The 23997-nt window shown below is 60.6% G+C and carries 17 protein-coding genes and 1 riboswitch; of the genes, 13 read left to right on the top strand and 4 right to left on the bottom strand.

From position 1 onward, the window contains the following. Positions 1 to 78: 78 nt before the first annotated feature. Complete coding sequence (locus MRX98_RS04260) at positions 79 to 1134, bottom strand: amidohydrolase family protein (RefSeq protein ID WP_246903273.1); 1056 nt, start codon at positions 1132 to 1134, stop codon at positions 79 to 81. 202 nt (positions 1135 to 1336) lie between these two features. Between MRX98_RS04260 and MRX98_RS04255 the strand changes: the two genes are divergently transcribed. From MRX98_RS04255 to cbiM, 5 genes are all read left to right on the top strand, one after another. Next, the gene (locus tag MRX98_RS04255) at positions 1337 to 1846 is read left to right on the top strand and encodes a MarR family winged helix-turn-helix transcriptional regulator (protein WP_246903271.1); all 510 of its coding nucleotides are present in this window, start codon (positions 1337 to 1339) and stop codon (positions 1844 to 1846) included. Then, on the top strand, positions 1843 to 3264 hold the full coding sequence (locus MRX98_RS04250) for a TolC family protein (protein ID WP_246903269.1): 1422 nt from the start codon (positions 1843 to 1845) through the stop codon (positions 3262 to 3264). The genes MRX98_RS04255 and MRX98_RS04250 overlap by 4 nt, the downstream gene beginning before the upstream one ends. Next, the gene (locus MRX98_RS04245) at positions 3248 to 4456 is read left to right on the top strand and encodes an efflux RND transporter periplasmic adaptor subunit (RefSeq protein ID WP_246903268.1); all 1209 of its coding nucleotides are present in this window, start codon (positions 3248 to 3250) and stop codon (positions 4454 to 4456) included. The genes MRX98_RS04250 and MRX98_RS04245 overlap by 17 nt, the downstream gene beginning before the upstream one ends. After that, complete coding sequence (locus MRX98_RS04240) at positions 4456 to 7527, top strand: efflux RND transporter permease subunit (RefSeq protein WP_246903266.1); 3072 nt, start codon at positions 4456 to 4458, stop codon at positions 7525 to 7527. The genes MRX98_RS04245 and MRX98_RS04240 overlap by 1 nt, the downstream gene beginning before the upstream one ends. 175 nt (positions 7528 to 7702) lie before the next feature. Then, positions 7703 to 7890, top strand: a riboswitch (cobalamin riboswitch). Between the two features lie 127 nt (positions 7891 to 8017). Continuing rightward, positions 8018 to 8617: a cobalt transporter CbiM gene (gene cbiM, locus MRX98_RS04235; protein WP_246903264.1), complete on the top strand. Its 600-nt coding sequence runs from the start codon at positions 8018 to 8020 to the stop codon at positions 8615 to 8617. Positions 8618 to 8767: 150 nt separating this feature from the next. Here cbiM and MRX98_RS04230 read toward each other — a convergent pair whose 3' ends face one another. Further along, complete coding sequence (locus MRX98_RS04230; protein WP_246903263.1) at positions 8768 to 10105, bottom strand: EAL and HDOD domain-containing protein; 1338 nt, start codon at positions 10103 to 10105, stop codon at positions 8768 to 8770. 325 nt (positions 10106 to 10430) lie between these two features. On the opposite strand from MRX98_RS04230, the gene MRX98_RS04225 reads away from it, so the two are divergent. The 3 genes from MRX98_RS04225 to MRX98_RS04215 are packed head-to-tail and all read left to right on the top strand — an operon-like array spanning position 10431 to position 12441. Continuing rightward, positions 10431 to 10724 carry a hypothetical protein gene (locus MRX98_RS04225; protein ID WP_246903262.1) on the top strand — a complete coding sequence of 98 codons (294 nt, stop codon included), beginning with the start codon at positions 10431 to 10433 and terminating at the stop codon, positions 10722 to 10724. Positions 10725 to 10762: 38 nt separating this feature from the next. Continuing rightward, the gene (locus MRX98_RS04220) at positions 10763 to 12010 is read left to right on the top strand and encodes a DUF2325 domain-containing protein (protein WP_246903261.1); all 1248 of its coding nucleotides are present in this window, start codon (positions 10763 to 10765) and stop codon (positions 12008 to 12010) included. Positions 12011 to 12042: 32 nt separating this feature from the next. Next, a complete protein-coding gene (locus tag MRX98_RS04215) occupies positions 12043 to 12441 on the top strand; it encodes a hypothetical protein (protein WP_246903260.1) in 399 nt (132 codons plus the stop codon). 48 nt (positions 12442 to 12489) lie between these two features. Here MRX98_RS04215 and MRX98_RS04210 read toward each other — a convergent pair whose 3' ends face one another. Together MRX98_RS04210 and MRX98_RS04205 are read right to left on the bottom strand one after the other, a co-directional pair. Beyond that, positions 12490 to 13053 carry a DUF4334 domain-containing protein gene (locus tag MRX98_RS04210; RefSeq protein ID WP_246903259.1) on the bottom strand — a complete coding sequence of 188 codons (564 nt, stop codon included), beginning with the start codon at positions 13051 to 13053 and terminating at the stop codon, positions 12490 to 12492. Between the two features lie 358 nt (positions 13054 to 13411). Continuing rightward, entirely contained in the window at positions 13412 to 14956 is a 1545-nt protein-coding gene (locus MRX98_RS04205; protein WP_246903258.1) for a hypothetical protein, read from the bottom strand. Between the two features lie 348 nt (positions 14957 to 15304). Here MRX98_RS04205 and acs point away from each other — a divergent pair, with 348 nt between their 5' ends. The 5 genes from acs to MRX98_RS04180 all read left to right on the top strand — a co-directional run bounded on the left by acs (position 15305) and on the right by MRX98_RS04180 (position 23785). After that, the gene (acs, locus tag MRX98_RS04200) at positions 15305 to 17293 is read left to right on the top strand and encodes an acetate--CoA ligase (protein ID WP_246903257.1); all 1989 of its coding nucleotides are present in this window, start codon (positions 15305 to 15307) and stop codon (positions 17291 to 17293) included. A gap of 273 nt (positions 17294 to 17566) precedes the next feature. Continuing rightward, positions 17567 to 19726 (top strand): ATP-binding protein, encoded by a 2160-nt coding sequence (locus MRX98_RS04195; RefSeq protein ID WP_246903256.1) that lies wholly within the window; start codon positions 17567 to 17569, stop codon positions 19724 to 19726. Positions 19727 to 19958: 232 nt separating this feature from the next. Beyond that, complete coding sequence (locus MRX98_RS04190) at positions 19959 to 20684, top strand: hypothetical protein (protein WP_246903255.1); 726 nt, start codon at positions 19959 to 19961, stop codon at positions 20682 to 20684. 93 nt (positions 20685 to 20777) lie between these two features. Beyond that, positions 20778 to 22682, top strand: coding sequence for a TonB-dependent receptor plug domain-containing protein (locus MRX98_RS04185; RefSeq protein ID WP_246903254.1), 1905 nt, complete (start codon positions 20778 to 20780; stop codon positions 22680 to 22682). 68 nt (positions 22683 to 22750) lie between these two features. After that, entirely contained in the window at positions 22751 to 23785 is a 1035-nt protein-coding gene (locus tag MRX98_RS04180) for an ABC transporter substrate-binding protein (RefSeq protein WP_246903252.1), read from the top strand. Positions 23786 to 23997: the final 212 nt, after the last annotated feature.

The following is a 23997-nucleotide window of genomic DNA, read 5'->3' as shown; positions in this document are numbered from 1 at the left end:
TGGTCGTGGCGAAGCACATTCCCAGTGGTTTTCAATCGTCCCGGACCATCTCCTCGGAGCGGCGGTGGCGCGGACCCTTCACATTCCAGGCAGCAGAGTGAGAAAATTGTTGAATGCAACCTTGTGCGCCTTTTCCGCGTCCAGCGCATCCAGAAGCGCGTAATATTTTGTAATGTTGCCGTTGTAGCTTGCAAAATGGCCGATACTGTCGGATCCGATCATGAAGCGATCGGTATAATCATCTATCAGGGTCAGCCACTCAGGACGGATTTTCTGGGATGTGTCTTGGTCCATGATGTAGTTCTCGAATACCAGCCAGGACAGATCGATGAACAGATTGGCATGCTTGGTCAGCATTTCGCGCAGCAAGCCGGTGTAGGCGATTTGATCCAGATCCAGGTAGCGCGAGAGTCCGGCATGGGCCCAGATGATGATGGTTTTGGGATGCCTGGCCAGGGCCTGCTGCACTTCGTGGACATAAATCGGGCGGTCCAACCGGTTGCGGGCCGTGGCGTTGTTGTGCAGACTGACGGGCAGGTTCTTTTGTGCCGCCAGTTCGTACACCGCATCCAGGGCGGGATGGTTGGCCCGGGCGGTTTCACCGTAAGTCAGGTTGGTAAGGTCATCCCGGTGGCCGAACACCTCGCCGATGCCTTGCCACAGCCCCGGATATTCCTCCAGCATGCGTTCGATGTGAAGCACGGAATGCTTGTCCGTGGCGTTGAAACCGCAGATGAAGGGGTGAAACCGGGCGCGCACGGCTTGCGGCAATTCCAGGCAGCGGCGGGCGATCACGAAGTCCGTGGCCGAGTACCAGTAGGTGCGGGCGTTATCGTCCAGGTAGTACCTGGGCTCCTCGGGTTCGGACTTGTCCCATTTTTTGGTCAAAGGCATGCCCGAGAACATGATGTGCGCCACGCCCGCCGTGTCCATGGCTTGCAGCAAGGCGGTCATGCCTTCGGTTTTTTGGAGAAAGTCCACATAGTGAAAATGGCTGTCGGTCACCTTGTACTTGATGTCCGGCGACTGCGTTGCATCGGTCTTGGCCAGCAGCGCCATCGGGTTCAAGGTGCTTTGAAGGCCATAGGCCAAAGCCCCGGCAGTCGAAATTTTCAAAAAGGTTCTGCGATTCAAATGCCCCTCCCGTTTGTCTATTTGCAATATTCCGCTTCCCAATGGACACTAAATATATCGGCTTGAACGCCGAAAAGCTGAGCTCTTGGGTGCTTTTTTTTCGGCGGTTTTACAGGCGGTCATTTTGTACTTGACACGATAGTACTGAAACAAATAGTAAGATTCCGTATTAAAAAACAACCAACGCCGAAAGGTGCCCCCAATGCCAAGTCAGACGAGAATTGACGGAATCGAAGCCTATGCCCGGCGGATCAAAGGGATTGACATGCAAGCGCTGCGCGAAGGGCTCGCGATCGCGCAGTTGCACCGCCAGGTGGAGCAGGCGATGGACAGTTATTTGGCGGCTGCGACCCTGAGCGCCCGGCAAATCGAGATCATGGAGTCCCTTTACCACCACCCGGAGGGCGTCATGACGCCGGCGGATCTGGCCGAGGAGGTCCATTTGACCCGGTCGTCCATGACCGGCCTGCTGGACGCCCTGGAAAGGCGCGGCTACGCGCAACGCGATCCCCACCCCGGGGATCGGCGCAAACTGGCCGTTTCGTTGACATCCCGGGGCCGTGAATTTCTCAAGGGGCTGTTGACCGGGCGCTATCGCAAGCTCGACCGTATCATGGGCAGTTTGACCTCGAATGAACGGGCCGTTTTGTTGCGAGCCTACCGCAAGGTGCTCGACGTTGTGCACGGCGACCTGGCAGGGGCGCGCCCATGAAACCCATGGTGTGTGCCGCGGTGCCGTGGGGCCGTCTTTGGTGCGCGCTGGTCGCCCTGGCTGCCGGGTTGGCGCTGTTGGCCGGTTGCGCAACCGATTTCGACGGATTGCGCCGGGAGCATGTGGAAACCTTCCCCGGTCAACTCGCTTCCAGAACCGCGGCGGAACTGCCGGACGGACTTCCCGTGGGCCTGGATGACTGCATCCGGATCGCGCTGGCCAACAATCTCGATGCCCAGGCGGCTCGCATCGACCGGCGGTTGGCGATGCTGGATCGCAAGATCGCCTTCAGCCATTTTCTGCCGCACATCGATCTTCAGGTGACCCATTATGCGTCGGACCGGCAGCAGGCCCTCGGGGTGGGCGGCCAGTACACCCCCATGTCCGACCAGGCGGTGACGTCGGCGGTGCTGGGCGCCCAGCAGGCCATTTTCGCGCCCCAGGCCTGGTTTCTCTACAGCGCCTATCTCAAAGGGGAAGCGATCAGCGGCTTGGTGGCCGAACGCACCCGGGATTTGATTCGGCTGCAGGTCACCATCTTGTACTTTGCCGCGCTTTCCCGGGACCAATCGCGAACGGCCATCGAAGCCGCCCTGCAGCAGGCCCAAGGATTGCTGGGTCAGACGGCGGCGTTGGCCCGGGAAGGGTTGGCCACCCCCGGGCGGGTCGCCCGTGCCCGGACCTTGGTGCAGGCGCAGCAAACCCGCCTGGCGGAAAATGTGCGCAACCGGGCCGAGACCCGGGCCGTCTTGCTGGAGGTCATGGGGTTGTCGCCCCTGGCGCAAATCGAACTGAAACCGGAAACCCCCATCACCCTCGCCGAGGCGCCGCTGGTCGATCAGATTTTGGACGCCCTGTTGCTGCGGCCCGAAATGCACATCGCCGACCGCACCATCGCCATCCGCAAGGACGAGGTGCGAACGGCCATTGCCCGGTTTTTGCCCCTGGTGGGAGGGTTCGCCGAACTGAGCCACAGCAGCGATAGCTTTCTGCGCTACAGTGAGCTGTGGACCTTCGGCGTGACGGGGGTGCTTTCGGTGTTCGACGGTTTCGCCAATCTGCATGCCTACCGGGCGGCCAAGGAGCGTCGGGAACAAGCCTTCCTGGCCCGCGAGCAGGCCTGCCTGCAGATCATGTTGGAGGTGATCCAGGCCCGTTCGCGTCATGACCAGGCCCTGGACAACCGGCAGCTGGCCCGACAGGAGCTGGCCGCCGCCACCCTTGTGTTGAGCGAAACCGAGGCCCTTTGGCGGGAAGGCTTGCTGACCCCGGCGGAACGGCTCGATGCGGTGGCGCATCATGCCGTGGCCGCGTCCAATGCCTTGGTCAGTGATTTTCAGGTTCAGGTAACGGCCGCCACGCTGCGCGATGTGATGGGAATATCCGGAAAAGGACAGGACCATGAAGAGATCGAATAAAACGGTGATTGTCGCCGGCCTGGTGATGGCGACCTTGGCGGCGGGGATACTTGCCTATTTCTCCTATGGTCGCGGCGCCACGCCCCGTGCCACCGCCGCCGAGGCGGTGCAACCCTTGCCGGTGGTCCTCACGCCGGTGCGGCAAATGGTTTTCGAGGAGCGGATCGTCGTGTCGGGGAATGTGACGGCCAAACACAGCGCCTTGGTGTCCGCCCGCATCAGCGGCGTGCTGGATGCCGTTTATGTCGACCGGGGCGATGCGGTGGAATCGGGCCAACCGCTGTTTCAAACCGACGCGGAGCGCTTGCGCCGGGCCGTGGAAACCGCCGAACAACAGGTGAACGTGGCGGCCGCCACCGTGACGGCGCGCTCGGCCACCGTGGCGCGCATCACGGCCGACCTGGCCAAGGTGCAATTGGACTACGCGCGCTACCGGCGTTTGTACGAACAGGATCGTGCCGTCACCAAGAGTGCTTTCGAGGCGCAGCAATCGCACTTCGATCAGGTGCGGGCCGCACTCGCCGAGGCCGAGGCCGGACTGGTCCTGGCCCGCGCCCGGGCGCGCCAGGCCGACAGCCATCTGGCCATCGCCCGCAAGGATTTGGCCGATGCCCTGGTCACGGCGCCCATCGCCGGCCGGGTCAGCGAACGGCGGCTCGAACCGGGGGAGATGGCCGCCGCCGGCGCCGTCGTTTTGCGCATCGAGGATGTTTCCGTGGTGGAGCTGTGTGCGTTTCTTCCGGAGAATCACTTTGCGCGGGTGGCGGAAGGCCGCACCATCCTTCGGGCCCGGTCCGGGGGCATCGATATCGGCGAAGCGGTCATCACCACCAAAAGCCCCACCATTCATTCCACGTTGCGCACCTTCGAGATCAAGGCCCTGTTGAAAGATCCGCCATACGGCGTGGTGCCCGGGGCGCGGGTGGACATGACCATTGTGCTGCAGACTCAATCCGCACCAGGGGTGCCGCGGGAAGCGGTGCTGCGCAGGGGGCCGGGGCAGGCGGTTTTCACCGTGCGCGACGGGCAAGCCCACCTGCTGGCGGTTGAAACCGGACCGGCCGCGGACGGCTGGATCGCCGTGCGCGGCGAAGGGCTGGCGCCGGACACGCCCATCGTTCACATGGGCCAGGAGCGGCTCAATCCGGGCACCGCCGTCGTTGTAGTGGCGGAAGAGGAGGCCGCGCAGTAATGTTTCTTGCCGATGCCGCCATCCGGCGTCCTGTGGCCATGGGATGCCTGATCATCGCCCTGACGCTGCTGGGGTTGAACGCATCCCGCAAAATGGGGGTGGAGTTCATGCCCCGCATGGATGCGCCCTTCATCACCATTGTCACCATCTATCCGGGTTCCTCGCCTGAAGAGATCGAGACCGATATCGCCCGCCGGATCGAAGACGCCGTGGTTTCTCTGGACGGCTTGAAGCATGTCAACACCGTCAGCATGGAAAACGTCTGCCAGACCCTGCTGGAATTCGAAATGGGCGTCGATGTGGACATCGCCGCCATCGATGTGCGGGAGCAGATCGATCTGGTGCGGTCCCTTTTTCCTCAGGATGTGGAAGACCCCATCATCCAAAAATTCAATGTCAACGCCATGCCCGTGATTACGCTGGCGCTGACCGGCGATGCGCCCCTGGACGCCCTTTTCGACTTCGCCGACAACGATCTCAAGGACCGGCTGACCACCATCGTCGGCGTGGCGGCGGTGGAGTTGGTGGGCGGTGCGCCCCGGCAAGTGCAGGTCTTGCTGGACCGCGATGCGCTCCAGTCCCGGGGATTGATGGCCCTGGATGTGCACGAGGCGATCCGCGGCGGGGTGCGCACCATTCCCAGCGGGCGCGTTCAGGAACGCGGCACCGAGTACAACGTGAAGTTCGATGCCGACTTCACCGCCATTCGGGAAATCCTTGATTTGGAGATCGCCAACAAGGAGGGTATGCGCTGCCGCATCGGAGATGTGGCCCGGGTGGCCATGACCACTCCCGAACTGCGCGAGGCGGCGGCAGTGGACGGTCGTCCGGCCGTCTCCATCCGGGTGGTGAAAAAATCGGATGCCAATACGGTGGAGGTGACCCGCCGCGTACGGCAGGTGGTGGATGGGCTCCAGGGACAACTGCCCGGGGGCATGGAGCTGGTCTGGGTGACCGACGAGGGCCGCTTCATCGAAGCCTCCGTGCAAAGCGCCTGGTATAACGTGGCGGCCGGCGTTCTGCTCACCGGCGGCATTCTCTTTGTCTTTCTCTACAATCTGCGGGCGCTGCTGGTGGTGAGCATCACCATGCCCCTGACCATTGTCATCGGCCTCTTTTTCATGCAGATGGCCGGTTTCACTCTCAACACGGCCACGCTCATCGCCATCGGCATGTCCGTGGGCGTCCTGGTGGCCAACTCCATCGTGGTGCTCGAAGGCATTTTCCAGCGGCTTGCCGAGGGACAGCCGCCCAAGGCGGCCGCCGCCCTGGGCGCCAAGGAACGCTTCATCGCGGTGTTGGCCAGCGCCGGCACCAACACGGTGGTGCTTTTCCCGCTGGCGGTCTTGGACGGCATGATCAGCATGTTCATCACGCCCCTGGCGCTGACCATGATCATCATGACCCTGGTGTCGCTCTTCATCTCGTTCACCTTGACGCCCATGCTCTGCTCTTTGCTGCTCAAACAACGCACCGAGATGCGCATCGGCCTCTTGTCGCGCCTGTCGTCGGGCTGGAACCGGGGCCTGGCCGCGGCCGTCGAGCGCTATCGGCGCCTGCTCACAGGGTTGGACCGCCACCGCGGTCGGGCCCTGGTGGTGGTGCTGGGCATCGTCGTCCTGTTGGTCCATGCGTTGAGCCTGGCGCCGCGCATCGGCTTCGACCTCTTTCAGGGCATCGATCGCGGTGAAGTGATCGTCAAACTGGAGTATCCCACGCGTTACGACCTGGACCAGACCTGGCGGCGTGTCCGACAGGTGGAAGACCGCCTGTCCGATCTGCCCGGACTGCGCCACCGCATGGTCACGGTGGGCAAGGTGGAAGGCATTCTCGGTCAATCGTCCGAGGGTGTTTACCTCGCTCAACTGCTGCTCAAGTTTCCCGAACGGGATATGCGCACCGTCACGGTGGACGAACTGATCGCCCGGATCCGTGCGCGCCTGACGGACTATCCGGAGGCGATCATCACCGTGGCCAAGCCCGCCACCGTCGGCGGCGGGCTGGAAGTGCCCGTGGAAATGGAGATCGCCGGACCGTCGCTGGAGACCCTGGACCGGATGGTCCTGCGGACCCGGGATTTGGCCGCGGCCATCGACGGACTCAAGGACATCGACACCACGGCGCGGGAAGGCAAACCGGAGATCCGCATCCGTCCCAACCGGCCGGTGCTGTCCGACCGCGCCATGCCCGCCGCCGCCCTGGGCACGGCGCTGCGGGCCAATCTGGAAGGGCTCACCGCCGGCACCTACAAGCAGGACGCGCGCAACTACGATATCGTCGTGCGCATGGAACCCCGGCAAGGCAAGGACCAGGTGCACCATTTTCAGTTTCCCGGCGCTCCGGGCCAACCCGTGCTGCTGGAAACCCTGGCCGAACTGTCCGAAGAGCGGGCGCCGGTGAAGATCATCCGCAAGAACAAACAGCGGGTCGCCAAACTCACCGCCGGCCTGGAAAGACAACTGCCGCTGGGTTCGGCGGTGGATCGCATATCTACCGCCATCCGGGATCGCGGCGACTTTCCGCCCGGCTACACGCACACCTTCGTGGGCGATTACGAAGTGCTGGCCGAATCCCGCGCCGATCTGGGCGAAGCCGCCATCATCGCCATCATCCTGGTCATATTGACCCTGGCCGCCATTCTGGAATCCTTCAAACAGCCCGTACTGATCCTGGTCACCCTGCCCCTGGCCCTGATCGGCGCCATGTGGGCGCTCGCCTTTGCCGGCTTGAGCATGGACATCTTCGTTCTGCTCGGATTCGTGATGATGGCCGGCATCGTCGTCAACAACGCCATCCTGATCATGGATCAGTTCAACGTACGGGTGGCCGAGGGGCGCGACCGCCGCGACGCCATGATCACCGCCGCCTGCGAGCGGTTCCGCCCGATCCTCATGACCACCGCCGCCGCGGTCCTGGGCATGCTCCCCCTGGCCGTTGCCACGGGCATCGGCGCCGAAATGCGCAACGGCATCGGTGTGGCCTCGGTGGGCGGCATCCTGGTTTCGGGCCTGCTGACCATGATCCTGATGCCGGTGCTTTACGGTCTTTGCACCCGGCGCAAGCAGTCGTGAATTTTCTCCCGGCCAATCAAACCGGCCAGGGCCTTTATGCCCATGATGAAGGGCGCGCGCTAATCATTCCGGATGAACTTGTTTTTTTCAGAGCCATCGGCAATGGTGTCGGCGATTCTCCTGTAGTTGGGTGTTTTGCCTGTTGACAAAGCGCGGGACGTCACCTATGAAATGATGTATCGTTGATCATACAGGTGCTCGATAGAGCTTGATAGGGAATCCCGTGAGATACGGGAACGGGCCCGCCGCTGTGATCGGGGACGAAAGCCGCAGTTTGCCACTGTTCGCCGGTAGAGGGATGGGAAGGCGCGGCCGGTAGGATGATCCGAAAGTCAGAAGACCTGCCTGTATGTATTCGGTTGCCCCCGCGGAACGGGGCGCCACGACCGATCTTGCGGAAAACAGGGCATCCCCGGATCGATACAACTTATCGGTGCGGGGATTTTTTTATTCCCGTACAGCGAGCCTTGTGCAGGAGCAAAAAGAGCCCATGCATATTTCCGAAGGTTATCTATCGGCCACCGTATTGGTTTCGGGGGGCGCCCTGGCGGCCGCGGGAACCGCCATCGGCCTGAAAAAGCTGGATTACGACCGCATTGCCGAGGCCGGGATGCTCACCGCGGTCTTCTTCACGGCCTCCCTGGTTCACGTGCCCATCGGTCCCGCCAGCGCCCACCTTATCATGAACGGCATGATCGGCCTGCTGCTGGGGTGGGCCGCCTTTCCGGCGGCCCTGACCGCCCTGATCCTGCAGGCGGTCTTCTTCCAGTTCGGCGGCATCACCACACTCGGGGTCAATACATTGAGCATCGCGGTGCCCGCCGTTGTCGTTCACTATGTCTGCGGTCCCTGGATCCACCGACGGGGATGGATTGCCCTGGCCGCCGCCTTCGCGGCCGGCGCGGGTGCAGTCGTTCTGGCCGCCCTGATCATGGCCGCAAGCCTGGTCTTCACCGGCGAGCAGTTCATGACCGTGGCGGCGGCAGCGGTGGCCATGCATCTGCCCATCATGGCCATCGAGGGGGTGATCACGCTTTTTTGCGTGGGGTTTTTGAAAGCGGTCAAACCGGAAATGCTGCCGATTCCGTAGACCCACGGCAGGCCTGCCGGTGCGCCGGGTCCTTGCGAACAGGGCGTTTGGTAAGTAGCGCCTGTTGATGTCCGCATCAGCATTTGGCTCAGTATTTTGCGGTCTCCCCGGGCGCGCTGCAGGCCATGGATGTCCTGTGTCAAAGCAGTACTACAGAATTGCGCTGCTCATTTGGTTCGCCCATGCCATCGCGCGGACGGAGGCGTTTGCCAGGGAGGTCGTGTCGATGGTCAGTTCATTGCTCAGGGCGGCAATTTGTCCGCTGTCGGCATGTTCCATGGCACTCAATAGCTTTAGATAACGGTGGTAAACGGAGTCAGGCTCCAGGTAACCGGCTTTGAGTTCCAGAGGCAGGGGCAGGTGCTTGAGAAGCGTCTCGACCGATACTTCCAGCATCGGCTCGATCAACGACAGCAGGCCGAACAGAAACATGGTGTCGGCCCCCTCGATTGAAATCTGTTGCTCCTCGCACAGCTCCGCCAGCAGGCGCGCACGTACCAAGGCCATGGCATAGAGTTCGGGCGTTTTCGCGCCTATCAAATCGGACAAAATGACCATGCGCAGCCAGTTTTTGATGCGCTTTTGGCCCAAGAGCAATATCGCATGGCGTACGGAGGTGATCTTGATGGAAAATCCGAACGCCGCCGTGTTCAAGAAACGCAACAGCCGATAGGTGATGCTGGGGTCTGAACAGACTGCCTTTTCGAGGGTCTCCGTGGTGGCGGACGTGTCTTCGACAATTTTCAGAATACGGAATTTGGACGCCTGGGTGGAGTTGATCTTGCGGCCCGTCAGGATTTCCGGTCTGGCGAAATAGAAGCCTTGGTACAGGCTGAATCCCAGGGCTTTCAACTCTGGCAAGATGGCCTGATGGTCCACCTTTTCCGCGAGTTTTACGGCCCTGTAGGGGGCGAGTCTTTCACAAATGACTTTCAGTTCACTGCTGGATTTGTGCAGCAGGTCCACCTTGACGATATCGGCCAGCTCCAGGACCTCTTTGAAGCCGGATTGTCCCTCATAGTCGTCAAGAGCGATCAGATAGCCTTCCTGTTTGTAACCGATCAAAGCATGGATCAGCTTGTCCGAGGGGACCGTGTTTTCCAGAACTTCGATCACGGTCACCGCCGGTGGCAGGCCACTGGGCGCTCCCATGAGCAGTGCGCTGTCCGTAAAATTGATACATACTTTCTTGGTCTGATCCGAATCCTCCTGGGTGCGGATGAACCCGCAGGTCGAGACGACGAAGGTGGCCAGGTCGCCATCGACAATAGTTGCCTTGTCGCTTTCAGGGGTGTTTCGAAAAAGCAATTCATAGCCCCAGATTTTCCCTCGCTCGTGGAAAATCGGTTGCCGCGCAACAAAAAAGGGTTGATAGATGGATCTTTTGTCTGTTGAGGCCATTGGATCAATCCTTCGGAATCCGCCTTTCGCGATAATGCCGCTCGGTGCATGGGTTTTTTGGGTGGATCGTTTGGTGCGCGTCGTCAATCAGAATCGTTTCAACCCCTTCATATTCCTTTAGGGTTCCGAAAACCGAACTTCGTTCCCGATTGGGGAATCCATAATTCACTATGCATATATCGGTGTGATGGGGTTCATACTTTAGGCCTGGATAAGACAATGCCATCATAAAGTACAGAGTGGAAAATCCGCTTGACAATGTTTAGCAGCGGGGATATTAGAAAATTAAAACAAATAACGGAATATGAAATTTCAAGAGGCAATTAAAATTTTGACCTGTGTTCCTGCCAACGCGACGATGCAGTCGTTCCGGTCGTAACAGGACGCAAACGCAACCTGGGAGTTTGGCACCATGGGAATCGAAAAAAAGGATTTGATCAATGCGCTCAATGTCAGTGTCAAGGATCTGCAGCAAGGCCTCGATCTGCATTGCTGCTTGGTGACGTCCATCCTGGAAGGGCGCGTGGATGAGCGCAACCTGCTGCCTTTGCTGGAAATGTGCCCAAAAAGACCGCGGGAATTGAAATTGGAAAAGGCGGTGAGGGAAGCCATCGAAGAGATCGAGGAGAGCCGCAAGGCATTCAAGTCCAAACGGCTCGAGGTGCTGCGCAAGCGGTTGACCCAGGTGCTGGTCGAAGGCGATTGATGGCGATACCGTTCGTACACAAATGGAGGAAAGCAGATATGCACCATCCAACGACCGTGACCACCGACAGTGTCACCGGTACCGTGCGCCGGGTGGCGATAGGTCACTTGCCAAAAAAGCCGCTGCGGTATTGGCAAGTGGACCATTTCTTCAAATGCCCGCTGGCCGGCATGTGCCTCAGCCCCGCGGAGCAGAAGCAGGTGGCGAAAAAAGCCGGACTGTCCGACAAAAGGAGCACGCCTTTTGAAATTCACGAGGCGCTGGTCGCCAGTTCCGAGAGCGAAAACCGGCTTTCCCGGCGCGTCGACGCATTGTTGCAACGCAAGTATGGCAAGACCTCAGGCCATTTGCACCATCTGGATGACCGCGCCTTTTTGGAGCGTTTCCGGCAAGATTTCGCATCCGGTGATTACCTTGGTTCCGTGTGGGCCGCTGCCACCCACCCGGCGCTGTCGGCAACCGTCCGCCGGTCGGTGTTCGGCGATGTTCATATGAGCATGCACTGGAGCGCGGATCAGCGTTCGCTGGTGCTGCAGCGCCTGCAACGGAAAGAGGCGGAGCTGGCGGCGATGGCCGACGGGGCGCGGGATGCGGCCCGGCAAAACAGAGCGCTGCAATCCGAGAAGGCGGCATTGCAACGGGACTTGGAGCGACGAACGGCGGAGTTGGCGGCTGCCCGGAATGTGCCGCCCCCCAGGGCTGCGCCGCCGGTCGCAAAGGCGTGCGGGCTCGACGATGCATTGGCCGCGAAAAACCGGCAATTGAAACAGAAGCTTGCCGCCATGGGAGAAAGCCTTGTCCGGCAAAAGGAGGCGGTCGCATCATTGACACAGGAAAAGCAGTCCTTGCAGGAGGCGTTGTCACAGCAGAAGGCGCTCAACGCGCACTTCCGGGCCGAGACCCGCGAGGTGATGGCGTCGCTGAGCGGCATGCACCGGTGCGATGCCGATTGTCCCGCATTCGACCTGTGCCGCAAGCGCGTCCTGATCGTCGGCGGCATCACGCGCATGGCATCCCTTTATAAAGAGATGATCGAGGGCAGCGGCGGTGTTTTCGAGTATCATGACGGCTATATGAAAAACGGTGTCAGGCAGTTGGAATCCAGGCTCAAGCGGGCTGATGTGGTGCTCTGTCCGGTGAGTTGCAACAGCCATGCGGCCTGCTCCATTGTCAAAAACCTTGCCAAGAAGCACAACAAAACCGTCCATATGTTGGCCAATTCCAGCTTGAGTGCTGTTTCCCAGGTGATCCGGGGCGGCGAAAGCCAAAAGGCGGCCATTCATTGATCCACCGAAGGTCCCCCAAGGAGAAGAAGTCCATGAATCCCTATTTTCAAATCGAATTCAAGAAACACAACAATACCTTGCATGTCGATCCCCGGGGCGATTTCGACGGCAATTCCGCCTGGGAGCTTATCCACCTGCTGCACGCCCAGTATGACGATGTGCGCGAGGTGGTGATCGAAACCCGCCATCTGCGGGAGATGTGCCCCTTCGGTTGCCGAATGTTCCAATGCCAGTTGAAGTTGACGCGGGTGCCGGCCGACCGTCTTGTTTTTCAGGGGGAGAAGGGGCGGGCCATCGCGCCCGTCGAGAGCCGGGTGGTGGTTGGCGCAACCAAGGGCGGATGCGGGTGCAGCGGCGATTGCGCCAATTGCCCCTGCTCCGCCGAAAAGGGAGTCAAGGCGGACACCGGCGGGCGGTTGCCCCGATCATGAGGGGCAAGAGAATCAACACCGCCCTGCCGGATCGTTGTCTGTCGACCTTTACTCCCGTACCAGGTAGAAGAAAAAGGGAGGAAAACCTTTCGGTTCGCCGAAACCGATGACCGTTTGGTCGTCCAATTTGCGGAAATAGTCCATGATGGGCCGCTGATTGTAGATCAGGGTGGCGGACACTTTGCCCCTGAACTTGACTTCACGCAGACGCGCCATGCCCCATCCGTCCCAGGAGTAGACCGTGCCGTCCGGCTTCCGCGCCAACAAGGGATCGACATCTTCGGTCGAGGTGAACCGCTTACCGTACCAGTTGATGGGGTCCGGGCTGTTGCCGCCATCGAACTTGCCGCCTTTCCAAGTGCCGATCATGAAATCGATGTCTACAGGTTCCAGTGCGTCATAGAGGGGCAGGATTTGATCCGTGGTATACGCCTCCCTACTGTCGATCATTGCAAACAGCTCGGTTGCCGCTTCAGCGGGCGCGCCGGTCTGTTCGCTGGATGCCGGGGCCGCGGCCATGGCCGCGGGAGGCGCAATGGCCATAACGCCGATGACCGTTAAAGCCGCAACGCAGAACAACCACAACGCAATAGCAACACTTTTGAAATGCATGGGCAGACTCCTTTCTTGTTCTTTCCCTGGGGGTGTCGGATCAGTTCCGGGCCGTTCGGCAGCCGGTACTCGAACAATATCTCAGAGTGCCCTATTTTTGTCAATAAATTGAAAATGTAAAATAAAGAAACAAAACCGCATGGTGTTCAAGTTGCGGTGGGCAAGGTCGTCCGGCGGGTTGCTTCCCAGGCCGGGTAGAGCCTCTATTATGCATCCCTGCTTCCGGCCGTCTTGCCCCGAAGAGCGGATTAATAATCCTCGGAATCGCTCGCTATACCCCCGGTTTTGAATCCGCTGATCAAACCCATCCGACCCGCATCCGGGCGCCTGAAATGCGAATTTGTGCTTTCGCGAGTCCTTAGGCCGCGCGCATCGCATACAGAATGCCGACCAGTCCGATGGCCGCCAGTATGTAAACAGGCGTTTTGGGCATGACGCCCTGCCTTTCCATGGCCCGGCCGAACATGAAGAAGACCAGGGGATGCACCAGGAAGGGCATGGAGAAGATGAACGGAATCAGGGCCGAGGCTTCGGGGCCGAACATGCCACCTTGGGTGGCGGCAAACAGACCGAAATGGGAGATGCCGGAGGAGACCGCCATCGCCGTAAAGCCTAGTGGCATGCCGGCCAGGCTCATCAAGATGAAACCGCCGAATACGGCGCAAAGCTGCCATCCGAAGGAAAACTGCATCAAGCCCTTTACTTCCCGGGCATCAATGTTGTCCGCCCTGCTCATGGACCTGAGGGACACAATGGTCAGCACAATGCCGCCCAGCACAATGAACAAGGACGGCCACAAGATCAACGCCCCTTGCTGGGCGCTCATGGCCAGGATCGAGAAGACGAAGATGTGGCCGAAAAAGGGCACATTGATCATGATGGGCGCTCTGTAGGCCGCGGTGTCACCCAGATCGCCGGCCGTGCAGGCCCCCGTCAGTCCGGAGTGGGAAAGTGCTCCGGCCATGCCGGGCGCCAGGTTGCGGGCGTGGTCGGTTCTGCCGAAAAGCATGAGCAGCGCGATCCCGCCGAACATCCAGAAAACCTGGCCGAAAAAGCCGTAGGCCAGCACCGCGTTCATTCCGGTGATGGCGAATGCGTCGTTGATCCGGGAGCCGCCGATCATGAAGTTGGCCGCCAATACAACGGGAATGCCGGCAAACAACAGGGCGCGGATGGTCGGCCCGAATCGCCAGCGATACATCAAGGCGCCCAAGCCGGCGGAAAGGATCATGGCGAAAAAGATTTGCGGCAGGGCGATAAACGGCCTGATCCACAAGGCGATGCCATAGGATGCCAGCAGGATGCCGAGAATGGCGATGACTTCGGCGAGCCCCATTTTGATGTAGCGCCGCTTGTTGGCCACTTTGGCCTTGTAGTCGATCATGATCACCGCACCCACCAAGCCAAGGTAAGCGATCACCGGGTAGAAGCGGCTCAGGTCGCTGAAGCTCAACCCCAGAATGAGACGGTACAGGGCTTCGATGCCGATCAGCAGGAAAAAGGAACGAATAATGAAAATCAATTGCGTTCTGCCGGTGCCCAAAACCGTCTCCTCGGTGGAGGGCACCACCATGTCGTCCGGATCGAGCTTGATGTTCCCGACAATTTTGCGCAGTTCCTGACCACCCACGAAAAAGGATACCGTCAGGGCGACAATGGTGGTTCGGCTCACAAGGTCGATGAGCGAAAATTGCGGCAACCCCGGGCTGGAGACGCCACTGGCCACCAGGACATACCCCATGGTCAACCCGAACAGCACAATGATCAGAATGGGGGAATAACGTGTCCCGGCGACGGCGGTGCGGGCCACCAGCACCATCGGGATGAGCAGAAACAGCGAGAGCAGAAACTGGTTCAGAATCTGCAGATTGGCAATCTGGTCCACAACAACGGCGACATCCATGGTTCGACCTCTTACAATCAATGGATTCCAGGAGACTTGCGGCAAACAACAAAGGCAACAGGTGGCTTTTTTGTGCCTGCCCTCGACAAAATGAGACGATATAATCCACAGGGCAATGCTTTGTCAAAACCGTTTCAAGTCCATGGGATGTCTGTGCCACGGCCGTTCAGCCCCAAGGGCCCCGCCCGGCAAATGCCGCCTGTATTGAACCGCCGGGCGCCTTTGCGGCACCGGGTACGGCGAATAAAGGCTTTACGCCGGGAAAGCATCGGGGCTATCATGTTGACCGAAGGCAAAGCCATGCATTGCAATGATCACTCGGCCATACCGACAGCCAAGGAGGGTTCCATGTCCCAGGAAGCAAAATCGATGCAATCCTTGATGCAGGAATCGCGCACCTTTCCCCCACCGAAGGAAATCCGGGCCAGGGCGCACATCAACAGCACCGAGCAGTATCAGCAAATGTGGGAAGCCTCCATCGGCCAACCGGAAGCGTTCTGGCTGGAACAGGCCCGGATGCTTTCCTGGTTCAAGCCGCCCACCAAAAGCCTGACCTATACATGGGACACCCGGCGCCGCATCATCGAGCACTCCTGGTTCGGCGACGGCGAGCTGAATGTCTCCTTCAACTGCCTCGACAGGCATCTGGGAACACCCATCGCCGAGAAGACCGCCATCCTGTGGCAAGGAGAAGACGATGCCGATGTGCGCCGGATCAGCTACGCGGCGCTGCACCAGGAGGTTTGCAAGTTCGCCAATGTATTGAAATCCAAGGGGGTGCGAAAGGGCGACCGGGTGGCCATCTACATGCCCATGGTGCCCGAATTGGCCGTTGCCATGCTGGCCTGCACGCGCATCGGCGCCATTCATTCGATCATCTTCGGCGGCTTCAGCGCCGAGGCGATCATCAACCGGGTCAATGATTCCGACTGCAAACTGCTGATCACCGCCAACATCGCCCGCCGCGCCGGCAAGCGCATCGGCCTCAAGCAGATCGCCGACGAAGCACTGCAAAAGACCCCCACCATCACCGGCGTCATCGTGGTGAAGGTCGACGATGAACCCTGTAACATGCAACCGGGGCGGGATTACTGGTACCACGAAGAGCTGGCCGGGGCCGCCGATACCTGCGAACCCGAAAGGATGAACGCCGACGATCCGCTCTTCATCCTGTACACCTCCGGCTCCACCGGCAAACCCAAAGGAGTGGTGCATGCCACGGGCGGATACCTGCTGCATGTGGCGCTGAGCCACAAGTTGATCTTCAATATCCATGACGACGACATGTACTGGTGCACCGCCGACATCGGCTGGGTCACCGGTCACAGCTATATCGTATACGGCCCGTTGACCAACGGCGCCACCTCCATCATGTTCGAAGGCGTGCCGACCTATCCCGATGCCGGCCGTTTCTGGCAGATCTGCGACAAATTCGGCGTCACCGTCTTTTACACCGCTCCCACGGCCATCCGCGCCCTGATGCGTTTGGGCGACGAGTGGCCCGCCAAATACAAAATGGACGCGCTGCGCGTTCTGGGCACCGTCGGCGAACCGATCAATCCCGAGGCGTGGGTCTGGTACTACGAGCAGGTGGGCCGCAAGCGTTGTCCCATCGTCGACACCTGGTGGCAAACGGAGACCGGCGGCTTCATGGTCAGCGCCATGCCCGGCGCCCACACCCTCAAGCCCGGCAGCGCCAACCGGCCCTTTTTCGGTGTGGATCCCGTTGTCTTGCGCGACGACGGCTCTCCATGCAATCCCAATGAGGGCGGCAAGCTGTGCGTCCGCAAACCGTGGCCCGGCATGATGCGCACCACCTGGGGCGATCACGACCGCTTCATCGACACCTATTTCGCGATGTTCCCCGACATGTACTTCACCAGCGACGCCTGCCGCGTGGATGCAGACGGCGACTACTGGCTGATGGGGCGCATCGATGACGTGGTGAACGTCTCCGGGCATCGCATCGGCACCGCCGAAGTGGAAAGCGCGCTGGTCAGCCACGCCGACGTGGCCGAAGCCGCCGTGGTGCCCATCCCCCATGACGTCAAGGGGCAGGCGCTCTACGCCTATGTCACCCTCAAAGAAGGGGTGGCGGAGAGCGACGATCTTAAAAAGGCGCTTGTCCGGCACGTGCGCAAGGAGATCGGCCCCATCGCCGCCCCCGAGGGCATCCAGTTCGCCCCCGGCCTGCCCAAGACCCGTTCGGGCAAGATCATGCGCCGCATCCTGCGCAAAATTGCCGAAGGCGACACCGGCAACCTGGGAGACGTCACCACCCTGGCCGAACCGGCCGTGGTGGATGAGTTGATAAAGGGGCGCCTCTCGGCCGACTGAAAACCCGGCGGCATCCCCTGTTGTGATCGTCTCATACTTGACAAGGCGCAACCGGTCATGGTTCCCGAACCGTCCGGTTGCGCCTCAATTCTTGGGGCTTGTCAAGACGAAGCGGCAATCATCGGAGTGGGCAGGCGGCCGAAAATCTGTTGATCCGGATGGTGGTTCCGGGCGATATAGGCTAAAAAATGGCCGCCATGGCTTTCGATGGAATCGGTATGGCAATGGGTACAGTTCGGAAGGCTCGGCTTTACCCGGTAAAGGATGCACTTCATGCGCACCGAAAAACGTACGCGCAAAGTCACACGGATCGTCGACGATGAGTACCTGCTGCGCTCAAAGAACGTGCTGACCCGCGTATTTCTTCTTATCGCCATCTTGTCGGCCGCCGGCTTGGTGGCCACCTTTTTCTTGTATGAAAGAAAGTTGGGCAGCGTTATCATCATTGCGGCTTTGTCGATAACGATCGGCACCGCAATGTTTCTATTGTGGCAGGGGAAGATCAAGTCGGCCGGTCTATGCACCGTTGCGGGTGTGTGGGGTGTGTTTGCCTGCCTCGTCTTCATGGGGGGCGGACTGGGCAACATCAACGCCTTGTTTTTTGTTTCCCTGACGGTCGTGGCCGGCTTGCTTTTGGGAGAACGGGTCGCCTTGCTGGTTGCCGGGGCGGGTGTCGCCATGGGTTTCGGATTGGCAATGCTCGAGATGTTCGGCCGTCTGCCCGAGGCCTATTTCATGGGATCTCCGCTGAGCAATTGGGCGCAATTGGTGTTTGCCCTGATTCTGACAACCAGCACGCTGAACCTTGCCCTCCGTGAACGCAGCACCGCCCTGAGCGCGGCACAGCAGCAGCTTGCGGACCGCATCGAGGCCGATAAGGCGCTGCATGCAAGCCAGGAGCAGTATGACAAACTGCTTGCCACAATCCCTGATCTGGTCGTGCGTACGGACAGCCAAGGTGCCATCCAATTTTTCAATGAAATGGTTGTCAAGGTGAGCGGGTATGAACACGCGGACCTGGTCGGAAAAAACATGATCTCTTTCATCGCGCCACGGGACCAGGAAGAGGCCTTTCACAACACCCTGTTGATGATCGAGCGGCCCCTTGGCCCCAAGACCTACCACCTGCTGATGAAAAGTGGCGAGGAGCGGGTTTTTGAAGTCAACGGAGATGTTCTGCGGTCGGAGGCGGGTGAGCCGTACAGCTTCGTCTACGTCCTGCGTGACATCACCGAGCGCATGCAGATGGAGAACGAAAGCAAAACATTGCGCGAACGCTTGTACCGTGCGGAAAAGATGGAGGCGTTGGGTACCCTGGCCGGTGGCGTCGCCCACGACTTGAACAATATCCTGGGCGTCATGGTCGGCTATTCGGAGCTGCTGGCGCAGAAGCTGCCCACGGACAGCAACGAGCGGCGCCATGCGGAGAACATCCTGAGCGCCAGCCTCCGGGGCGCGGCCATCATCCAGGACCTGCTGACCCTTGCCAGAAGAGGCGTCAGCGTTGCGCAGGTGGTGTGCCTGAACAAGGTGATCGGCGATTACTTGCAAACACCTGAATTCGAGGCCCTGAAAGCGCGTTTCCCGGAGGTCCGCATTGCGGCCGAACTGGATGATGAACTTTTGCCTATCAAAGGCTCGCCCGTTCATTTGGCCAAAGCGATCATGAATCTGGTGACCAATGCCGCCGAATCCATCGGCCGCCAGGGAACGGTGACCGTTCGAACGCAGAGCCGCTACCTGGATGAACCCGTCCGCGGATACGACCAAATTGAAAGCGGCGACTACGCGGTGGTAACGGTTTCCGACACGGGCTGCGGCATATCCCCGGCGGACTTGGGCCAGATTTTCGAGCCCTTCTACACGAAGAAGGTAATGGGCAGAAGCGGCACCGGCTTGGGGCTTGCGGTGGTCTGGGGAACCGTCAAGGATCACAGGGGCTACATCGACGCGCGCAGCAAGGAAGGCGAAGGCAGCACCATCACCCTCTATTTTCCCGTGACAAGGGACGCCCCCGCGCAAACCGTTACCGCTGCCTCACCGGCGTCCTACAAAGGCAGGGGGGAGTCCATCCTGGTGGTCGATGATGTCAAAGAGCAGCGCGAGGTGGCCGCCGGTCTATTAACGAGCATCGGGTACACGGTGTCCACGGTTCCCGGAGGCGAGGATGCGGTTGCGCACCTCCAGAAGAACAAGGCGGACCTTGTGCTGCTGGACATGATCATGGCGCCCGGCATCGACGGCATGGAAACCTATCGCCGCATTCTCGAAATCAATCCCGTTCAGAAGGCGATCATCGTCAGCGGGTTTTCGGAAACCGAGGATGTGCGCAAGACCTTGCAAATGGGCGCCGGCGTGTTCGTTCGCAAACCCTACACCCTGGAGAAGATCGGACTTGCCGTCCGGGCGGAACTGGACCGAACATCCCGTTGACCCATACTGTTTTGGCTGTTGACATGGGTCGAACGGTTGTGGTAATTCCCCCATTTTATAAATTAGAGAACTCAAAATAAGTGCGATAATCCTTACGTCTTTCGGGGTTCGTAAGAACCGCCGAAATAAGTGAAGGCGCAACCGACGACGTTACCCAGCGTCCGGTTGCGCCTTTTTTTGTGCCGCGTGTCACCGCGGCGTGAACCGATTTCATTACAAGGAGGTAAGCATTATGTTCCGATTTTCATTGAGAAAGCCAGGTATTGTGTTGGCTGCCCTGGCGATGGCCGTGTGCTTGGGCATGGGCGTGGCCAAGGCCTGCGACGACGATGCCTATCCGCCGGCGGCCAAGACGCTGGCGCCGATCACCGTCCTTCAGAAGGGTGAAACGCGCTCCATCTATTTGACCGATGTTTACGATCATCACGGCGGGGTGTGCGCCGGCGCCACCCTGGCGTTTCGGGCCGTCCAGCATGGCATGGACCTGCTATTCGGACAGCAGACCCCCGACCTCGACGACGTGGTGATCCTCACCCTGGCGCCCGGCGGACCCATGGACCTGCTGGACCTGATCGTCAGGGGCACCGGTCCGGGCAGCCGCACCTGGCCGCCGCCCGGAATCGCCGGCGGCACCGACAAGTTCGTGTTTCAGTTCATGCGCAAATCCACCATGCAGATGGTGACCCTGCGGCTCAACACAGAGTTGTGGCCTGAAGATTGGTTCATCCTGCGGGCGAAAACCAAGGAGGGCACGATAAGCGAGGCGGAAAGCGCCAAACGCAGTCGGGACCGCCAAGGCATGCTGGATAATTTCACCCGGTTGAAGGCTGCGGAACTGTTCGGCGAGGCGGAAGTGGCTCACTTTGTCGCCTGGGGGGCCATCGTGCCGGGGGAGATCGATCGGCACATCCGCGACATGCGGCGCCAGGCCCGGGCGGGGGATAGCGGCGAACTGTGAAACGACGGCGTTCGCGGCCCCGGCGGCGACGGCCGCGAACGCCGATATGCCATTTTGGTCCCGCCATCTATGGAATCCAACGAGGTGATGACAATGTTTCGACGGTTGTTGTTAGCGGCTGCGGTCATGATGTTTTGCCCGGCGGTGGTTCCCACTGCCGCCGCCAATGGAGAAGAGGCGTTGCAGGCGGGTGAGGTGGTGGTGACGGCCACCATGACGGAGAAGACCATCGTCGATGCGCCCGGCGCCGTGCAGGTGATCAGCGCCCGGGAGATGCGCGAAATGAATGCCTTGACGGTGGCCGACGCCCTGGAGAGCGCCGCCGGGCTGGTGGTTTCGCGGGAGTCCGGACGGGTCCGGGTGCCCGCCATTCGGGGGGGGCGCAGCAAGCACACCCTGGTGCTGCTGGACGGCCGGCGGTTGGCCTTCGGGTTCAACGACATGATCGATCTGCGGCAGATTCCGGCCCATATGGTGGAGCGCATCGAGGTGGTGCGCGGTCCGGCATCGGCCCTGTTCGGCAGCGACGCTCTTGGCGGCGTGGTCAACATCATCACGCGGCGCGCGCCCGAAGCGACCACCGCCGAACTCACCGGGCAGTATGGCGTCAACCGCTTCGGCGACGCCCAGAGTTTCACCGGCGGCGCCTTGGTAGGCGGGTCCCTGGATCGGTTGCGCCTGCTGGCGGCGGCCGAATCGGGACACACGCAAGGGTGGGACCAGGACGGGATGCTGCCCGACGACGGCTTCAGGCAGCGGCCGCGCTTCGCCGCCGGCCGCGTCGCCTTTGACTTCACCGACCGCCAATCCCTGTCCGGCGGGATGGAGTACAACGACAACGTGTACACCGGCGATCAGTTCTACGAGAACCTGGCTCGTGAACGACGGTTCCAGGAGGAGCGCCGGGGCTACCACCTGCAGTACGATTTGCGGCTGAAACCCATGCATCAACTGCTGCTGCGGGTCAACCGCTCCGAATACCGGAATGAGATGGGCTTCAACCCCTTTGCCGAATCGGGCCGCCGGCAAACCGAGCAGTACATCAACCAGGCCGAAGCGCGTTATTCCGGCCTGCTGTGGCATCGTCACCTGTTGACCATCGGGGGCGAGCTGCGTCGGGACGGCCTGGACGACACCCAGATGGGGTTGCGCACGGACGCGTCGGTGGACAACAGCAGTGTGTTCGCGCAAAACGAATTTCACCTGCTCGATCCCCTATACGTGGTGTTGGGCCTGCGCTACGACAACCACTCGGGCTTCGGGGACCGATGGACGCCTCGCGCATCCGCCATCTACAGCCTCACCGACGCCCTGCGCCTCAAGGGTGCTTACGCACACGGCTTCCGGGCGCCATCGCTGACGGAACTGAACGTCACCTCTTTCCGCCGCCGGGGGCGCGATGTGTATGCCGCCAATCCGGACCTGGAAGCGGAATCTTCCATCACCTACGAGCTCGGCATCGAACTGACCCAAGCCCGATATTACGGCAGGATGACCGGCTTTCAGACGGAGGTGGACAACCTGATCGAAACCGTCTTTGATCGCTCCGAGGGCAGCGGCCAGAACCGCAGGGATTTTTACCAGTACCGCAACATCGCCGAAGCCACCCTCAAGGGCATCGAAGCGGAGGCCGGCGTCCGCCTGCCCCTGGGCCTCACCCTGGACGGCAATTTCACCTGGCTGGACGTGGAAAACCGCTCCGGCAGCGAGAACATCGGCGCCCAGCCCGAATACAAATACTTCATCAAGCTGGGATTTCACCATCCGGAGATGCGCCTGCGGGCCAACCTGCGCATGAGCGGCATCGGCCGGATCACTTACGCCGACGGCGAACGCTACTCCTACCCCCTGTTCGGGGCCTACGTCGCCAAAGGGCTCGGCCGGCATCTGGAGCTGTTCGCGGGGGTGGAGAACATCCTCGACAAGCGCATCGTCCGGGACGGCGTCACCCTGATCGCGCCCACCACTTTCCATGCCGGGGTCTCGATTCGCATGTAGCGCATCACCGGCCGCCAAGCGCGGTATCGGCCGGTCACCTGAAACCATCCACATCAAGGAGTGTGTCCATGAAACGAAGCACCCATCCCTTTGCAACCTTGGCCGCCATGTGCGCTCATATCCTGGTGATCGCGGCGCTGGTGGCCTTCGGCACCGTTGTCCGCGAATCGGCCGCCGCGCCGCAGCAAGTGCCCGCGCGGGCGGATGTGATCATCTTGGGAGATCGCGTCGCCGATGTGGCCTATCACCTGGGTGTCGTGCCGGTGGCCATGTCGGTGCGCTGCTCCCTCTGGCCCTTGTGTGATCAACTCAAGAACCGTGTACAGGTTCTGGGGTGTCCCAACTGTGTCGCCAGGGGCGAAGGCGAGGCCATCATCGAAGCCGCCCGGCGCAACGGACTCAAACGGATTCTGGTAGAAAAGCATCCCCGCTACTGCGAGTACCGGCCCGACCTCAAGCCGGAGAACCTGGGGACGATACTGGCGGACAAGGGATTGGAAATCGCCTATGTCGATTTCTCCAATGGGCTTGAAAGCGCCATCCGCCAAGCCGCCGAATTGCTGGATCGCCGCGCCGAGGCCGAAGCGCTGATCGAAACCTACAATACCAAGCGGGCCACCGTGCAAAACAGTCTCAAGGCCCGAAACCCCGGCAAGAGCGTGATTATCATCAACGGCACCTACCAGGAATCCACCGGGCGCGCCATGCTGCGGATCGAAGCGCCCGGGGGGTATGCCGATGTCTTCTTGCTTGAAAGGATCGGCGCAAAGAATGTCGGGCACCATTTCCGGATCGACGGCAGCAAGCCGGCCAAAGGCCACTTCGCCGTCCCCCGTCGCAAAACCGGGCCTGTGTTGGACCCCCTGGTCGAAGCGGCCCCGGATGTCATCGTGATGACCGGCAACGCCTTTGCGGTGCAAAAGGCCCTGGCCGAAGCCGTCCGGCAAATGCCGGCCCTGGCGGAAGTGCCGGCGTTGAAAAACCACCGCCTGTTCAGCCTGCCGGCCTATGTCGATGCCGGCGTGATCGAATACCCGGACGTGCTGCGCACCTGGGCGGATGCACTCGGCGCCTGGGAGCACACTTCGGACAGCGTTCAATAGCGGTCAAGCGCAAATCCACGCAGCAGGGGTGGTTACACCCCGATCCGCGATAACGGTAAACCCTATCGCGATTCAATTTCAACCAGGAATGCCCTACGATCTTCGTTAGCAGCGCGGACGAAGGCAGTGAAGGCGTAACCCATCATGGGGTTGCGCCTTTTTGCATCTCGGACGGCGTGATGGAAAACCGGCCGCCATGCTCACAGGGTGGG

The organism is Desulfatitalea alkaliphila, from assembly GCF_022968795.1.
Lineage (GTDB): Bacteria > Desulfobacterota > Desulfobacteria > Desulfobacterales > Desulfosarcinaceae > Desulfatitalea > Desulfatitalea alkaliphila.
This window is presented reverse-complemented; position numbering and strand designations above follow the sequence as displayed.

What these genes read in the sequence shown, in the direction of transcription:
- MRX98_RS04255 (WP_246903271.1), top strand. Translation starts at nt 1,337, where the DNA reads ATGCCAAGTCAGACGAGAATTGACGGAATCGAAGCCTATGCCCGGCGG.
- MRX98_RS04250 (WP_246903269.1), top strand. Translation starts at nt 1,843, where the DNA reads ATGAAACCCATGGTGTGTGCCGCGGTGCCGTGGGGCCGTCTTTGGTGC.
- MRX98_RS04245 (WP_246903268.1), top strand. Translation starts at nt 3,248, where the DNA reads ATGAAGAGATCGAATAAAACGGTGATTGTCGCCGGCCTGGTGATGGCG.
- MRX98_RS04240 (WP_246903266.1), top strand. Translation starts at nt 4,456, where the DNA reads ATGTTTCTTGCCGATGCCGCCATCCGGCGTCCTGTGGCCATGGGATGC.
- cbiM (WP_246903264.1), top strand. Translation starts at nt 8,018, where the DNA reads ATGCATATTTCCGAAGGTTATCTATCGGCCACCGTATTGGTTTCGGGG.
- MRX98_RS04225 (WP_246903262.1), top strand. Translation starts at nt 10,431, where the DNA reads ATGGGAATCGAAAAAAAGGATTTGATCAATGCGCTCAATGTCAGTGTC.
- MRX98_RS04220 (WP_246903261.1), top strand. Translation starts at nt 10,763, where the DNA reads ATGCACCATCCAACGACCGTGACCACCGACAGTGTCACCGGTACCGTG.
- MRX98_RS04215 (WP_246903260.1), top strand. Translation starts at nt 12,043, where the DNA reads ATGAATCCCTATTTTCAAATCGAATTCAAGAAACACAACAATACCTTG.
- MRX98_RS04210 (WP_246903259.1), bottom strand. Translation starts at nt 13,053, where the DNA reads ATGCATTTCAAAAGTGTTGCTATTGCGTTGTGGTTGTTCTGCGTTGCG.
- MRX98_RS04205 (WP_246903258.1), bottom strand. Translation starts at nt 14,956, where the DNA reads ATGGATGTCGCCGTTGTTGTGGACCAGATTGCCAATCTGCAGATTCTG.
- acs (WP_246903257.1), top strand. Translation starts at nt 15,305, where the DNA reads ATGTCCCAGGAAGCAAAATCGATGCAATCCTTGATGCAGGAATCGCGC.
- MRX98_RS04195 (WP_246903256.1), top strand. Translation starts at nt 17,567, where the DNA reads ATGCGCACCGAAAAACGTACGCGCAAAGTCACACGGATCGTCGACGAT.
- MRX98_RS04190 (WP_246903255.1), top strand. Translation starts at nt 19,959, where the DNA reads ATGTTCCGATTTTCATTGAGAAAGCCAGGTATTGTGTTGGCTGCCCTG.
- MRX98_RS04185 (WP_246903254.1), top strand. Translation starts at nt 20,778, where the DNA reads ATGTTTCGACGGTTGTTGTTAGCGGCTGCGGTCATGATGTTTTGCCCG.
- MRX98_RS04180 (WP_246903252.1), top strand. Translation starts at nt 22,751, where the DNA reads ATGAAACGAAGCACCCATCCCTTTGCAACCTTGGCCGCCATGTGCGCT.